At 36.6% G+C, this 15,019-nt stretch carries 11 protein-coding genes, 1 pseudogene and 1 riboswitch; of the genes and pseudogenes, 1 reads left to right on the top strand and 11 read right to left on the bottom strand.

The features are described from left to right. Nucleotides 1–78: 78 nt before the first annotated feature. From P3R27_RS01335 to P3R27_RS01280, 11 genes and pseudogenes are all read right to left on the bottom strand, one after another. Nucleotides 79–288, bottom strand: a pseudogene (locus P3R27_RS01335) (transposase); the annotation flags it as partial. 134 nt (nucleotides 289–422) lie between these two features. Beyond that, on the bottom strand, nucleotides 423–1,898 hold the full coding sequence (locus P3R27_RS01330; RefSeq protein WP_034686804.1) for a glucosaminidase domain-containing protein: 1,476 nt from the start codon (nucleotides 1,896–1,898) through the stop codon (nucleotides 423–425). A gap of 811 nt (nucleotides 1,899–2,709) precedes the next feature. Then, nucleotides 2,710–4,281 (bottom strand): ADP-ribosylglycohydrolase family protein, encoded by a 1,572-nt coding sequence (locus tag P3R27_RS01325; protein ID WP_126134269.1) that lies wholly within the window; start codon nucleotides 4,279–4,281, stop codon nucleotides 2,710–2,712. A gap of 10 nt (nucleotides 4,282–4,291) precedes the next feature. Continuing rightward, nucleotides 4,292–4,966 carry a DarT ssDNA thymidine ADP-ribosyltransferase family protein gene (locus P3R27_RS01320; RefSeq protein ID WP_034686807.1) on the bottom strand — a complete coding sequence of 225 codons (675 nt, stop codon included), beginning with the start codon at nucleotides 4,964–4,966 and terminating at the stop codon, nucleotides 4,292–4,294. After that, nucleotides 4,959–6,362, bottom strand: coding sequence for a UvrD-helicase domain-containing protein (locus P3R27_RS01315; RefSeq protein WP_034686809.1), 1,404 nt, complete (start codon nucleotides 6,360–6,362; stop codon nucleotides 4,959–4,961). The genes P3R27_RS01320 and P3R27_RS01315 overlap by 8 nt, the downstream gene beginning before the upstream one ends. A gap of 908 nt (nucleotides 6,363–7,270) precedes the next feature. Then, the gene (locus P3R27_RS01305; RefSeq protein WP_034686811.1) at nucleotides 7,271–8,047 is read right to left on the bottom strand and encodes an ABC transporter ATP-binding protein; all 777 of its coding nucleotides are present in this window, start codon (nucleotides 8,045–8,047) and stop codon (nucleotides 7,271–7,273) included. Nucleotides 8,048–8,060: 13 nt separating this feature from the next. Then, nucleotides 8,061–8,585, bottom strand: coding sequence for an ATP:cob(I)alamin adenosyltransferase (locus P3R27_RS01300; RefSeq protein WP_034687224.1), 525 nt, complete (start codon nucleotides 8,583–8,585; stop codon nucleotides 8,061–8,063). Between the two features lie 13 nt (nucleotides 8,586–8,598). Further along, nucleotides 8,599–9,597, bottom strand: a complete 999-nt coding sequence (locus P3R27_RS01295) for a FecCD family ABC transporter permease (RefSeq protein WP_301357493.1) — start codon at nucleotides 9,595–9,597, stop codon at nucleotides 8,599–8,601. Further along, nucleotides 9,590–10,558 carry an ABC transporter substrate-binding protein gene (locus P3R27_RS01290; protein ID WP_034687228.1) on the bottom strand — a complete coding sequence of 323 codons (969 nt, stop codon included), beginning with the start codon at nucleotides 10,556–10,558 and terminating at the stop codon, nucleotides 9,590–9,592. Before P3R27_RS01290 ends, P3R27_RS01295 begins: the two co-directional genes overlap by 8 nt. 189 nt (nucleotides 10,559–10,747) lie before the next feature. Then, nucleotides 10,748–10,925: riboswitch (cobalamin riboswitch) on the bottom strand. Between the two features lie 421 nt (nucleotides 10,926–11,346). After that, nucleotides 11,347–12,240, bottom strand: coding sequence for a hypothetical protein (locus P3R27_RS01285; protein ID WP_034686814.1), 894 nt, complete (start codon nucleotides 12,238–12,240; stop codon nucleotides 11,347–11,349). Nucleotides 12,241–12,265: 25 nt separating this feature from the next. Continuing rightward, a complete protein-coding gene (locus P3R27_RS01280; protein ID WP_301357436.1) occupies nucleotides 12,266–13,840 on the bottom strand; it encodes a hypothetical protein in 1,575 nt (524 codons plus the stop codon). A gap of 454 nt (nucleotides 13,841–14,294) precedes the next feature. Here P3R27_RS01280 and P3R27_RS01275 point away from each other — a divergent pair, with 454 nt between their 5' ends. Continuing rightward, on the top strand, nucleotides 14,295–14,930 hold the full coding sequence (locus P3R27_RS01275; protein ID WP_034686819.1) for a VanZ family protein: 636 nt from the start codon (nucleotides 14,295–14,297) through the stop codon (nucleotides 14,928–14,930). Nucleotides 14,931–15,019 lie beyond the last annotated feature (89 nt).

Here is a 15,019-nt window from a genome sequence, read left to right as displayed (position 1 = left end):
GAATGGCTAACCGTCGCTACCCCCTATGAATGGGCTTTTTTAAATGACCACTAACCTCTTCACAGCCCTATCTGCTCTTTAACTATTAAATGGATCTACATACTCTTTATCTTTGATTCGATCATCTGCTTCTTGTTCTCGAATATATTTATTCAATCTTTTTTGATTTAACACACTCATACTCACGTAGTATCCTTAGGACCAAAAGCTTTTATTTCCATACTAATATTTCAAATTCGCATGTTTTTCATGTATTGAAGTTGCGCTGCGTCCTTTTAAATAGCGCATAATGCTATCTCATCCACGCATAGAAACGCAGGTTTTTTGTTTCGGACGCTATGTGAACAAAACCGACTGAAGTCAATAATAAAAAAACGTCATTGAAAGAAATTTCCTTTCAATGACGTTTTTATTATCACTAATTAAAACAAAACAGTTGCTGGATCAATCAATTGCGCTTGAGATAAGCTGTTGTCACGACTGATCTCAAAATGCAGATGGCTGCCTGTACTATTACCAGTAGAACCGACAAACCCAATGATTTGTCCTTGTTCAACTTCATCATCAACTTTCACGACGTATTCTTGTTGATGAGCATAAAGCGCTGTTGTACCATCTTCATGTTCAATGGCAACATAATTTCCCCATGAAGGATGGAATTCTGCTTTGATCACAGTACCCGCTTTGCTAGCATAGATTGGCTCCCCTTGAGGTGCCGCAAAATCTAATCCACGGTGGAATTCACCACCACGAGGACCAAATGGGCTAGAAATCGTATAATTTCTTAATGGCACGATATATCCTTCTTTATTCACTTCAGGTCCGGCAACTTCTTTGTCATATTGTTCTAAATCATACGTTTCGATCAGACCATTTAGTTTTTCGTTATATCTTGTATCTGTTGCGTAACGGCCTGTTAAAAATTCTGTTGCTTCTTTATAAGTTTCTGCATTGGATTTCCAAGCACCTGAATAGAACTCACTATTTCCAGTCAAGCCTTCAGTCATTAATTTAGCATAGTCTTCAAGACTTTCTTCATAGTTGGCATATTTTCTGAATGTTGCTTGGATCGTATACAATGTACCATCACCAGCATCTTCTTGTGTGGCAAATGTCACACCATTACCCTCGTGTGTACCTTTGATCCCAAAAAGATTGTAGTTAGGCGCTTGCGCCAACTGGCTTTGTCCACTAGCTGATTCTAAAATCGCTTGGGCGATCATCACTGATGCGTATAAATCATGTTCTTGCCCGATTTCTCGAGAAGATTCACCGATTTTGCGAATGAAGCTCTCAACTGATTCATCTTTTTCAAAATGGATCGATCCTTCAGCCGTTTCTTGACTTGATGGTACAAGATCTTGGATCGGTGTAGTTGCAGAAGGTTGACGTACCTCTTGAGCAACTGGCGCTGCAGGAGCAGGCGTTGGTGCCACAGGTGTAGCAGGTGGTGTCACTGGTTGTGTCGGCTGTGGTGTAGTTGGTTGTGTTTCTCCAGTAGAACCGCCAGTTGATGGTGGCGTTGGTTTTTGTGGCTGACTCGGCTGTGTTGGCTCTGTCGGCTTCGTCGGTTCTGTTGGTTTTGTCGGCTCCGTTGGTTTTGTTTCCTCCGGTGTGCTTGGCTCTGTCGGTTCTGAAGTATCAGGTGTGCTTGGTTCACTTGAATCACCAGTAGCCGGTGGCGTTGATTCTTCTGTACCATCTGTTGTTGTATCTGTTGTGTTATCTTCACCTGTGGTATCAGACGAATCCGTTGTTGTTTCTGTTTGGGCTTCCGCTGTTACTGGTTGGTCCGCAGAAAAAACTTGTTCATCTGCTAATACTTGTAAAGGCGTAGTTAATAACATTTGTGAAAGAAATACAAATGAAACTAATTTATACGTAGACTTTTTTTTCAATTTTCTTACATCCTTTTCTTTAGTTAATTTTAAGATACATGTTAGTTATGAATTTTTTGTTAAAAAAATAATAATTTTTATAAAGTAATAATAATTATTTATCTCGTATTTATGCTTCGTTCCACTACTAATAACAAACGTTAAGTGAAAACATCTAGCGAACACTGAGATAATACGTCAGACTTTTACTTTATTATAGTTCATTTTAACAGGAATAAGAAGAGTTAAGCAGTCCATATTTTTTCATCATTAAGAGCAAAATTTGAACTTGACATTGATTTTCCCCCCATTTTTTTTACCGAGTAATATCAAATAATCTATAAAAAAAGCCCTCCAAATATTGCTATTCAACTATTTGGAGGACAGTCTCTGCTAAATTGATATCGAAAAAAAGATAGAATAACCAATCCTATTAGTGAAGTTTACTACAAATTAAATACAGTTTGATTATTCAGTTTTTTTACGTCCAGTCAAATCATTGTTTCCTTTTTTACTGCAACGATTAGTACAACTACTACTAAGATACCTCCTAGAGCAATTCGCATATAAAAAAACAGATTTTCCCGTTTTAGGAAGAAATGATTCTCTTACGCCATTTTTCTTTGGAGCGGATCTCCTTGGCTATGGTTGATTAGGAAACTCTTTTTCTGGTGTGGCTTCGTTATTCACTTTGACTTTAACGATGCTTAAACAAACTTTTATATCATTGATTTTTCCATATTCGGCGATGATCGTTCTATCTTTATAAATTAGACTTGGCAGCTGTGGGGCGTCGTTTTCACTTGTCAATCTGTCTTCAATAATTCATCGTCTATTCAAAATAATATCTGTAAACTTTTTCTACAAACAGACGTATCTCTTTTTTATATGAGCATTTTTTTCTAACTTCATTTTCTATTTGCTCTACATCTAATTCTCCAAAAATATCTAAAGGTTTATTTCGAAGCATACGTATGGTTTCACTTAGTAAAGAGGTAAACTTTGCTAGAGTAATTCTTTGAGGTAAAGTATTTTGTAGTTCGATTATTTGTTCTGGTGAAAGTTCCAAATCAAAGAGTTCACTTCTCCTTAACTCAGTGTCCTCATTTTTAAAGACAGGTTTTTGTAACTTACAGTAAAATGTTTGACTCTCTTCATTTTTTAATACAAAGACTTCTTTATTTTTCTGTGACCTTATAGGGTATTTATCTACAACTGTTAGATTGTCAAAAGGACCTAGCTTTACAGACTTTTTCTTTCTATCATTTCCATGTAGTTCTTTTATCAAATTTTTTGATTCAGAAAAATTCCACATATCTCTTCTTTCGGGAATGGTTGCTTCCGGTATCGTTTTAGCCAACTGAGTGATATACTCAACATCTTGAACACCCAACCATTCTGATTTGATCCATCGTGTGCCATGGATTGCTCCTAATAAACCGCCTGTTGCTGCCGCATTTGTATCCGTGTCACTCCCTTCAAAAAAAGCGATCTCTAACAATCCATTCTGTGGATCTATAGAGAATTTAGATACGATATAGATCGCTGTCAAACAAGTAACGACTCCTGAACCTTTCATTTTCGGATTATTGCAGTCTAATTTCGATAACGTCTCAGATGTTTGATCAAATAATCCATTTGCTAACGCTTCTTTTATTAATGTTAATCCATCAAATAACTCTTCTCCCGTCTGTTCCCACAGTTTTTGATAATTTATACCTATAGAAAATGAAGCATTCAACCAATCATTGATATTATTAGGTACAGGAAACTTAGACCATTCTTCTTTTTTATTAATGAGATAGTCAACTAATTCCCCATATTTCATTTGTTTGTTGTTGGTAATCAGATACTCCGCAGCTTTTCCATAGACTAACGCACTCAAAATAGCTCTAGGATGTCCATGGGTAGATATTCCATTCAAAAATATTTTTTGATTCATTTCTTCACTACTTATATTTTTCTCATAAGCATGCGAAATGACCCTCATGACTACACCATTTCCACCCGCTTCAAAATAGGATTGGATGGCACTCTTATTCTGCTTCCACGGTGGTTTGCCATTCGACCATGAACGAGCAGCGCGCTTCGTAGCTCCTCCTCCTCCACGTTCATAAAGCAACCACGAAGGTAATTCGCTTCTTCCAAAATAAGATAGAAAATTACGATAGTTTAACGCCCTCGCAGTCGCTAGCGTCAGTTGGGTATCATCACTGTAACTTCCTTTTTTTATGATTTCTTCTGTATAGGTGTGACCATAACCCGAACGTCTTACCCATTTTTGAAAATCTGTACTCCTAGCAGATTTATTTTTTGTTTGACTTCTTTCTTGTGGCCATCCCATGGCATCACCGATTGCAACCCCTAATAAAGATCCCAGATATTTATCTTCTATTGAGTTCATCCTCTCACTCCTATTCCATATAAAGACTTTCTTCAGGGATATCACCGGCTCTTAATTTATTCGCCAAATTTTTGTCATACATATCTGCACAAGTAAAAATTTTAATTGTGGATAGATCACATTGAGCAATTTCAAGACGATTCAATTCTTTCTTCGCTTGTGCTTGGTCTCTAAATACAATTCCTTTAATATCTGTCTTTGAGATCGAATGTCTTATTAGCACCTCCGCTTGATTATCAGTAGGTGAGCAGATCAACATATTCTTTGTTCTGTTCAATTCCATCTTCCCTACTGATCTAGACTTATACAGACTCTTGAAACTCGATAGACCACTCCTTATGAGTTTCCCACTTTCTGTAGCAGCATTGCATGGACAAAAAAGAGTTTGATCATTAATGACACTAGGAGAAATCAACAAAATAGAGAATTCTTTAAATAAATCAAGCCTATTCCTCTTCTCTAACTCATATAAATAATAGACATTAGGGTATTCGATTGAACAACAAATATAATCTTCTTTACCATCAATTCTATTTAGATCATTTTTTTCCAGATCTTCTTTGATAAAATTGTTCGCAAGGATCTTACCATCTCTATCCAATATCTTGGGCAAATTTTTGGACTTAGTAAAATGGCACAAACGAGTAATTTTTCTCTCACTAATATATGATTCATACTCATTCATAACCGTTCCTCAAATCATATAAACTTGTATCCTCTGGCAATAGTTCAGTTAATTTGTCCACATACGTAATTATTACTCCAGATTTTGCCCGCGTCACACTTACATAGATCAATTTGACAAATTTTACTAGCGCGTCTTGTTTGCTACCATATTTAGCTATTTCCTCTTCTGTAGGCATATATCGATCACTCATAAATGGTAAGAAAACTAAATCAAATTCTAATCCTTTAGCAGAATGATAAGTTCCGATGTGCAAGTTGTCAGTATTCTTCCATTTACCCATGTCTTTTTTTAATATTGTATGCTCAATTCCTTTTTCAGCAAAAATAGACGCTATTAAATTGACATCTTCTCTCGTTTTGACTAGCACTGCTTTGGTTCTTGATACATCCGAGTTGTCTACTAAACCCATCAAAGATTCTATTTCCTCTTTTTTGTCTCTACATTTTATTACAAGAGGATTTGGACCAACCACATCTGGAACAATGGAGTCGATTTTATCATTCTCATCAATTTCAAAAAAGGGTAATTCCGAAATTGCTTTCGCTAACTTTCCGACTCCTGATTTGTTTCGATAGTTTTTTTCCAATTTCCAAATCTTGACATTATTTAGTCCCGCAGAACGCCATGAAATCCTACTTCCATAAATTTGTTGATTCTCATCACCAAAGAAATTGATACTACCATCTTTCGATACTAGCATACTCAAAGACTTCAACATCATTGGCGAAAAGTCTTGACCTTCGTCAACAAGTATATATTTATATCGCTTTTCCGTATCATCTCTTTGCGCTTCTTCAAACACCGCTGTAGCTATACTATCCCAATCATATAAATAGCCTCTTTTATTCCTTAGATCTACATATTGTTGGTAGACTTCGTAAAAATAGATTCTGTTTTTCCTTAAAATCCGAGCATCCCGTCTTCCAGTTCGTTCAATTTTAATATACGTCTCTTGATCCATTATTCCCATTTTTTGTATCCATTCAATTTCATCGATAAAAATATCCATATGTCGTTCTAACGTATTCTCATCAGGATATTTATTTTTCACTTTATCTAGCGCCTCTGCAATAAGTTTATTTTTTGATTGTAAGATGGCGTTTGTCTCCATTTTACCTCTTGAATTCAGATACCCTCGTGCCAACTTATGATAGTTTTGAATCAATAAATTTTTGGGAGAATCTTCTAATATAAACTCCATATATTTAATAAGTGTCCTATTATATGTAAGTATAAGGACTATATCATCAGGGTAATTTTTTGCCATATTTACCGCCCTAACTAAAGCAATAGTTGTCTTTCCGCTTCCTGCCGTACCTAAAACAACAATATTATCTTCATCAGAAAGATATAGTACATCCACTTGTTTTCCTTCAGGTTTTGGTAATCCCATAAAATAACCTCCACTATTTTATTTATCCAGATATCTCCCCCACGAAGAAAAGCTCGTATAAAAAATTGTTGGTTTGTCACGGAACCTCCTTTATCAATTATTTTATATTATCATTATATACACTAAATCATTAAACCGTAAAGTTATAATCTGTTTTTAAAATAACATTTATTTTCAAATAAGAAGAGAGGCTATGGAAAAATTATTTCACGACTTCTCTTAAGCAACATCATTTAACCAAAAATAAAAGAAACAACCTAAGCATATTTCATGCTTAAACCGATTCTCGATGAAATTATTTCAATTAAAACTAACCAAACATACTGTGTCCGGCAATATAACAAACTGAAGAATTGTTATATTGCATAAGTGTTTATCTTTTTCAAGATGTTTATATAATGTGGTCGCCTTTTTTACTGACCTTTCCCCTCATTTTGAACTATTTCCATTTTGGAAATAGTTCGATCTTCTATCAATTCACCAGAATCAAATATATTTTTCAGATGTTTACTAATTGCCGGAATGCCAACATCAAAAAGCTTCGAAAACGTTTTTTGTGTTGCTCAAATGGTCTAAGCTTGACCACTTCTTCACTGTCTTCATACATCAAAAAATTGGATGTCATCCAACTTGATTTATTCTCCCTTCTTGATTCCATCTGTATTTTATTAAGATAGTTGCTAAAATTGTCACGATACTTGATTCATGTCATATGTAACTCGAATGAACATTGTTCTTACTTGGCAACTCCCCAAAAATATTGTCTTCAACTGATTTATTTGTGTTATAACGAAAAATCGTGGCACTAATATATACGCCAAATATTGCGATAAAACGATTATGTATAAAAAAACTAAGACTTCGTTCAAAGTCTTAGTTTTTTACATATTAACTTTTATACTGTTTCTTTACCCTTCCCCCAACTTCTCCCAAATCTCACTCTGCTCCTGAAAATGCTTCACTAGATCCACATCAAAGATATCTTTGAGCAATTTTCTCGAAGCTGTTTCCAGAAATGGACCTTGCTTGATGACTTGGCCTGTTTTCATGAACAAGACTTGGTCGCTTAAAGAGAGGGCTAAACGGATGTCGTGGAAGACTCCGATGATTGTTTTGTCTTGGTTTTTGCCCCAGTCTTTTAAATACCCGATGAGTTCGAGCTGGTGCTTGATATCGAGATGATTATTGGGTTCGTCTAGTAATAAGATATCTGGGTCTTGGGCTAATACTTTGGCTAGGAAGACGCGTTGCTTTTGACCACCGGAAAGTTGGTTGACTGGGTGGTCTTTCAGCTCCAACAAATTAGTGAGCGTCAGGCACTCCATGACTTTTTCGCGGTCTTCTGCTGTGGTGACTGACCAAAGTCCTTGTTTGATGTGCGTATAGCGGCCCATCATGACGGTTTCATAGACGGTGTAATCAAAGGCAATGGTTGAAAACTGGCTGAGTAAGGCAACTTTGCGTGCGGCTTCTTTGCGTTTCAGCGTGCGGACTTCTTTTCCATCGATTGTGATCGATCCTTCGTAGGAAAGGATGCCCGCAATTGATTTCAATACGGTCGTCTTGCCACAGCCGTTAGGTCCTAAGATACAAAGGTTTTCGCCTTTGTTCAAGTCAAAGGAGACTTCTTTGATGATTTTTACTGAGCCATAGCCAGCTGTGACTTGCGATAGCTTCAACGTCATCACTTTTCCTCCTTTAGCGGTAATTTCTGCTGACAAAAGGAATTTCCGTTACGTCGTCTTCTCGATTGAATTTCAGCGCAACCATGAAGAAATAACCAGACAACAAATTGAAAAAATCGAGCAAGCCTGAATCGACTTTTTTACCTTGGTAAAGATGGCGATACAACAAACGAACGATTACTTTACAATCGACACGTAAGATATGAGCCAACGCACCTCGTTCGCTTCCTTGAGGCAAGAAAAATGGTCCGCTTTGTTTTGTTCTTTCTGCATTCAATTCATCGACACGATTCTTTAACCAGTCGATTTCTTCTTGCGTGATCGTCATTTTTGTACGCACGCACGCATTGGCATGGTAAACTAATTCCCCAATTTTCTCTAACTCTTCGTAAAAAGTAGAATCTTCACACTTTGTGCGCAATAACCCGATTTCTGAAGATAAGCGATCGGTGTGTAATTCATAATCGCAGCGTAAATCATCTGCATCGTCTGCTAAAAATGGATAAGCCTCATAAGGACTTCGATAAATATCTTTCATAGTTGTAAAACACTCACTTTCGTTTGAAATAAACATAGGCAAAAAAGGGCGCACCAATCAGTGCAGTGACCGCGCCTATTGGTATTTCTTGGGGAGATAATAGCGTTCGAGAAATCGTATCGCCGACGACCATCATACTGCCACCTAACAGTGCTGCTCCTGGAATGACCCAACGATGACTCGCACCGAAGTAACGTCGAATGACATGGGGGGCAATCAAATCAACAAATCCGATCACGCCGACAAATGAAACCGCACTTCCTGCAAGCAATGCTGCAAGGACCATGATCCATAACTTGATGGTTCGGACATCTACACCAGAAATCATTGCTTCTTCTTCACCTAAAGATAACACATCTAAACTTCTAGCAGAGAACCAAAGAGCGATTGTTCCAAATAGTAAGATAGGTAAAAAGATTTGGATTTTTGCCCAAGTGCTTCCTGAAAAGCTACCCATTTGCCAGAAGACTAATTGCTGCAAATGATCTTTGAACAACGCCGTGACGATCGTCAACATCGCGCCCACAAATAAGGTCATGACCATTCCCACTAAAATAACTGTTTGGTTCGATAATTGCTGATCCACTCTTTGACTCATCATCAAGACAATAAAAACAGTTGCCAAACCAAAAATAAAGCCGGTCAGAGGTAATGTAAAATTAGGGAAAAACGGTAAAGTGATCCCAGTGACAATGATCAACGCAGCGCCAAGTGATGCCCCTGATGACACACCTAGCGTATAAGCAGAAGCCAATGGATTACCTAATAAGGATTGCATGACCGTTCCACTCACAGCCAAAGCAGCTCCTACAAGAAACGCCAAAACCACTCTCGGCAGGCGAACCTGCCAAAGAATGGTGACGATCGTTGCATCTAGCTGTTTGTCTCCTCTTGAAAATAATGCTTGGATTAAGGTATCAAAAGGAATGGATACACTCCCGTTTTTGATCCCAAATAATACCACGACGATACTTAAGACAACTGCTATCAGCAACCGACTTTGTTTATTCATTTTCCAACGATTTGTATTCATCAGGGTAGATTGCTAATGCCATTTCTTTTAAGGCTTTTGTCATATGGTGGTTTGGTAGAGAGCTCGCAGCGTTATCGATATAGAATACTGCTTCATTTTTCACCGCAGGAACGTCTTTCCAGTTGCCACGATCTAAGATTTCTTGCACTGCATCATCCAAGTAATTCACGTTCGTCAAAATTACATCGGGCTTACTAGCGATTGCAGCTTCTTCTGTTACTGGAATCCAGCTTTCTTGATCCGCTAAGACATTTTCTGCACCGACAAGTTCGATCATTTCATTCAAGTAAACGCCTTTACCAAAGCTATAGATTTCAGGTAATGCGCTAATTTCAAACAATACTTTTTTCTTATCTGTAATGGTTTCACCAATTTCTTTGATTTCATCGATCTCTTTGTTCATTGTATCGACTAATTCTTGTCCTTTTTCATGCTCCTGTAAAGTATCCGCGATAAATTGAACATCTAAGGCAATATCTTCAATGCTATTACTTGTTGGAATATTCACGACAGTAATTCCTGCATCTTTTACTTGTGACCAAACATTTTCAGAGCCATGCAGACTAATATCTGAAACATAGATCACTTGTGGGTTCAATGAAATCAATGTTTCTGCATCCACAGCCATCATATCGAGTTGTGGCAACTCATCCAGTTCTTCCGTCATTGCCGGACTTTGTGTGTCAACCGCTACTAATTGATCTTTACGTCCTAAATCATCGATCACTTGTGTAACTGAAGGTACCAAAGAAACCATCTTATCTACTTCTTCTGGAATCTCGATTTCTTCGCCACCACGATCTTTTGTCGGCAAAGCAACTTCTGAAGCTGTCGTTGTTTCAGCTGTTTGGCTTATTTCGTTGTTATTATTTGAACAAGCACTTAACCCAAAAACTACGCTCAATCCCAACACAGCAACTAATTTCGATAATTTTTTCATCATCTATTCCCACTTTCTTTGACTCATTTTTACTTTTCCCAGTGATTACTTTTTTACGATAACCCTTCTATTTCCAATCTCTTAACAAACAACCTTTTTTAAAAGTAAATAAAAACTGCCTTTCCTATTACAGGAGAAGACAGTTTGATTGATCACACAAAAAAAACGCTTGATCTTTCTCCTACAAAAGAACATGATTGCCGTTAAATCGGTCTCCTGACTTGGCTTCCTTTTACTCCCAAACCTTCCAGAATGATCTGTGGTCCTATTGATTTCATCCACCTTACAGTAGGTAGGTCTGTAGAGGACTTTCACCTCTTTCCCTGACATCTAATCGGCTATTTATTTTTAACTTTACTTTTATTCAATCAATTATCTTTTGGAAAAATTTAGCTATACCAACAAAAGTATCTCCGCCAATACTTTAACATATGGATTTCATAAAAGATAGACGAAAATCAAGCGAAAAAAGCACTAAAATACCCTACTTCCAACAAAAATATCTTATTCTTTTTTTTAAAATGGTATTCATTTATACTATAAAAACTGACGACACTGTATCATTCGTTGATTTATCTAACGTTTTTTATTTTAATAAAACAAAGCTCTTAATAGGCATTCTTATCATGTAAGTGTAAGGCAAAAGGACAAGAATTTGTTAACAATCATGCAAAAATTTCATATGTTATTCATTAGAAAAAAGAAAAGATTTATCAGATGAAAGCTATTCATTTTAATATTCAAGCCAAAGTTTACATTTAGATAGACGTTTAGCCCAAGGTTTTGGGCTATTTCTCCTCTTTCATTTCTTTGGCTGTTCCTTTGATATGCTTGTTAAAATATTTTTCTCCGTACCATTCTAGTTTACTCTTACCTTCCCAATTGCGATATTCTTCTGGATATTTATATTTATAATAACCATGTAATAGATAGGGGAAATATAGATAGGCTTCTGCAAAAATGATTGCACTATCCATAGCTATCCACATACCTAATATACTGATAAATCCAACAAAATCTGTTCGTACTTCACTTTTCGGGAAAACGAATTTCCATATTATACCTACGGTCACAATTCCCCAGCCATATTTCATTGCTAATTTCATTACTTGATCTACCAACCTATCTATCTTGCCTTTTTTTCTTTCAACTTCATATAATACGTACTCAAGCGAACGTTTTTTAGTCCTAAATACAAGATAACCTACTAGTCCGATCAATCCTAGTAGGAACAGCATACCTAAAATGGTTAGTGGTTTGAGAAATACTGTGATGAATAAAAGATTCATCTCTATCACTAACCAAATGATATATAAGTTTAAGTTGAATTGAGCTCGTATCCTTGTAAAGTAATACTCTCCTCTATCCCTAAAAATGAAAACTAAAGTTACCCACACAAAAAATAATAAATAGAACAACCATATTGGTAAAAAATTGATGTCTGGTATAGGAACTGGACTAGGTCCTAATTCTCCTGCACTAATTTTCGTGGATATAACGGCGATCAAATAATTAATTCCTATTAAAAAGGCAAGTAATAGCACTCCTACAACTCTAGCAACTACCTTTTTACCACCTGTTGGATCCGGCAATTGATTAACATCTTTATTCATAAAAGTAACAAATGTGTCATCACTTAAATTTAAACTCTCTTCGAACGTTGCTTTGAATAGTTGTTTCATGATTTTTATCCACTAAAGCTATTCTCTAATAGTTTTCTACTGGAGATAGCACCTTTCCTATTGATTTTCCCACTACCTGAATATTACTGTAAACACATTTTACTGTTCTTATATTTTGTGTCACTGATTTCCCTATCTTTTTTGTGATCTCACTTATCGCTTCATACGCCTTTTCATGCAAACTATAAGCTCCTTCTTTTGCACTATTATAGATATCTGGTTTAACAAATTGCACTAATTTATTTATCCCGCCTATAGCTCCTCCAATTAGCGCACCTCCTACAGCTCCCGAAACTGTTCTCAAAAATGGAATAGGAATTGCGGTACCAATAGCCCCTCCGATAGCACTCCCAATCGTCATCCCCTCTAACGGACCAATACTCTTCACCATCTCTATTCCACCGCCTATTATTCCTTTACCAATACTTCCTGTTTTTCCATATTCATTCACCGCATTTGCTGCGAAAGTGACTCCTAATTGCGCGTAAGTAGCTACTTGGCCTACCGTTCCTAATCCTTTGACGACACCCCATTTTTTAGCTCCTTGTATCAAGTGGGAGTTCTTTAATCCTTCGCTGACGTAGGTTTTTACGGGAGAGGTAAATTTAGTAAAATATTGATAGGCTTTGCCTATCGTGTCGATTTTAGGAAGCCATTTCCCTAGGGCAATGGCCTTACCTAAACTTTCGTATTTTGCAAGAGCGCTGATCAATTTATTTTGTAGTCCAGAAGGTAGATGATTGGCAAACATCCAAAATTCATCGTTAGATAATAATTTGTTTATCAATGCATCAGGATAATTGCTGAGCAACATTTCAAGTCGTTTGATTGCATCGTTTTTTCCTTCTTTCAGAGGTTGTACCAATTTTTCGATCTCCGCATACAGTTCTAAGTAGGCATTGGTTGAAGATTCTCCCAACAAAGCTTGTCCGTTTGGTTTGTACTTCTCAAACCAACTTCCATCCACCCCTTTCGGCAATATATAACTTCCGTCTGCTTTTACGGTGGTTCGATTCAAGACTAAGACACTTTGCATGGCGAGTTTTAATTCCAGTAGACTGTTGTTGAACAGTCCACTGGTTTGAGAATTAAAGGTATAAAGTTTTTGCTGTTTGCGTTGCAACTTGTAAATGTCTTCTTGCAGGCTGTCTGACATTCTCATCAAGTTGCGATGGAAGTCGGACAGCATTTCTGTGATACCTGGTAAGATGCTTGTATTGGCGAAGTGCCTGATCGCCTGCGCATGGTTTTCAATCGATTGTTTAGCAAATGATTTGGCACGAATCTGTCCACTTAAATTCTCTTCATCCAAGTACCCTTCACTAGCAACGATTTGATGCGCGGCGGAGTAAAGATTCAAGTCTGTCTGAATCCCTTGTACCGCAGTGTTTACCCGATTAATCGTAGGAATGATCAACTCAGAAAACAGTCCTATATCGGCTTGATAAGCCGCCCCAGAGAGTGTCTTTCCGTCAACTGCCTGAACAATTTGTTGGCTACCTGTTCGTAATTGATCGATGGTTGTACGAGCAAGTGATAAATTAGTGGTCATATTACTTATTAAGTTAAAAGATTCGGTGGCTGAATAGATTAATCCCATAATTTTTGTCCTTTCAATTAGATAGGTGCTGGCGGTCTATTATTAATGTAGTACTTGATGGTATTTTCTCTTTGCACTTCTATTTACTTATCCTCATCTCATTCATTATTACTATACGCAAGTTCCATTTATTTTAACGAAAATCGTTTGGATAAGAATCATCTGCATCGGATACGACCACTTTTAATCTTATACGCACACTAAAACAGTCCTAAAATACTTCATTCAATAAGTATTTAGGACTTTTTCAACTAGATTTTTTATAATTTTTTCTATCTATTTCAGTGATTGTTTTTGTACCACTCAATTGATTTCACTTTGTATCATTTACCAGTGTGTCAGTATACTCGGATAACTTCTAAAATAAGTCTACAGGCTGATGGCTTGATTCTCCTTCTATGAGATGATTAACTATACGAATTACTCATTCACTTAAGGAAAGAAGGCGAAAAATATGACGCAACAAATCGGATTCTGGGAATCCATAGTAGATATCTTGACTTTAAAGCCAGTATTCTTGATAGGTCTACTGATTTTGACAAGTTTTTTATTCTGGCTCACTAGAAAAAATAAAGATTCCTCTAAATTGATCAACATTCTCTCAGCACTTTTACTATTTTATTATATGAGTTTCACATTCTTCAATGTGTTCGGCGTTCCTACGCTTCGTGAGTTGAATAGGATCAGTGGATTTGGCGAGAGTATTTTCAATCCGAATATCAATCTTATCCCTTTTATCGATGGAATAAATACAGGTTATATTCTTAATATTCTTTGCTTTATACCCATCGGGTTCTTGTGTCCATTGATTAGCAGTAAGTATAGAAAATTCAGTTATTCTCTTTTACTTGGATTTGGTACCTCATTGTTGATTGAAATAAGCCAACTGTTCACGATAGTTAGAGCAACAGACATTGACGATTTAATTTCAAATGTACTGGGAATGATTCTAGGTTATTTTCTGATTGAGGTCATCTTAAGAATGATCAATCATTCGTCAAACAAAATCCTTGATAAAACGCATGGTTTTTCATGGACGATTCCTGTATTGGTCATTTTTATTGCTTTCGCTAATACATTTTTTAGTTAATACGCAAGAAACAGGAAAACATATCGCCATCACTTAAATGTTTTGACGTCAGTTGTCCTCTCGTTGTATTAGAAATACCACCTCTATGA

Origin of the sequence: Enterococcus spodopteracolus (assembly GCF_030441955.1) — a bacterium.
Taxonomy (GTDB): domain Bacteria; phylum Bacillota; class Bacilli; order Lactobacillales; family Enterococcaceae; genus Enterococcus_B; species Enterococcus_B spodopteracolus.
This window is presented reverse-complemented; position numbering and strand designations above follow the sequence as displayed.

What these genes read in the sequence shown, in the direction of transcription:
- P3R27_RS01295 (WP_301357493.1), bottom strand. Translation starts at nt 9,597, where the DNA reads ATGAATAAACAAAGTCGGTTGCTGATAGCAGTTGTCTTAAGTATCGTC.
- P3R27_RS01285 (WP_034686814.1), bottom strand. Translation starts at nt 12,240, where the DNA reads ATGAAACAACTATTCAAAGCAACGTTCGAAGAGAGTTTAAATTTAAGT.
- P3R27_RS01300 (WP_034687224.1), bottom strand. Translation starts at nt 8,585, where the DNA reads ATGAAAGATATTTATCGAAGTCCTTATGAGGCTTATCCATTTTTAGCA.
- P3R27_RS01325 (WP_126134269.1), bottom strand. Translation starts at nt 4,281, where the DNA reads ATGAACTCAATAGAAGATAAATATCTGGGATCTTTATTAGGGGTTGCA.
- P3R27_RS01320 (WP_034686807.1), bottom strand. Translation starts at nt 4,966, where the DNA reads ATGAATGAGTATGAATCATATATTAGTGAGAGAAAAATTACTCGTTTG.
- P3R27_RS01305 (WP_034686811.1), bottom strand. Translation starts at nt 8,047, where the DNA reads ATGACGTTGAAGCTATCGCAAGTCACAGCTGGCTATGGCTCAGTAAAA.
- P3R27_RS01315 (WP_034686809.1), bottom strand. Translation starts at nt 6,362, where the DNA reads ATGGGATTACCAAAACCTGAAGGAAAACAAGTGGATGTACTATATCTT.
- P3R27_RS01290 (WP_034687228.1), bottom strand. Translation starts at nt 10,558, where the DNA reads ATGAAAAAATTATCGAAATTAGTTGCTGTGTTGGGATTGAGCGTAGTT.
- P3R27_RS01275 (WP_034686819.1), top strand. Translation starts at nt 14,295, where the DNA reads ATGACGCAACAAATCGGATTCTGGGAATCCATAGTAGATATCTTGACT.
- P3R27_RS01280 (WP_301357436.1), bottom strand. Translation starts at nt 13,840, where the DNA reads ATGGGATTAATCTATTCAGCCACCGAATCTTTTAACTTAATAAGTAAT.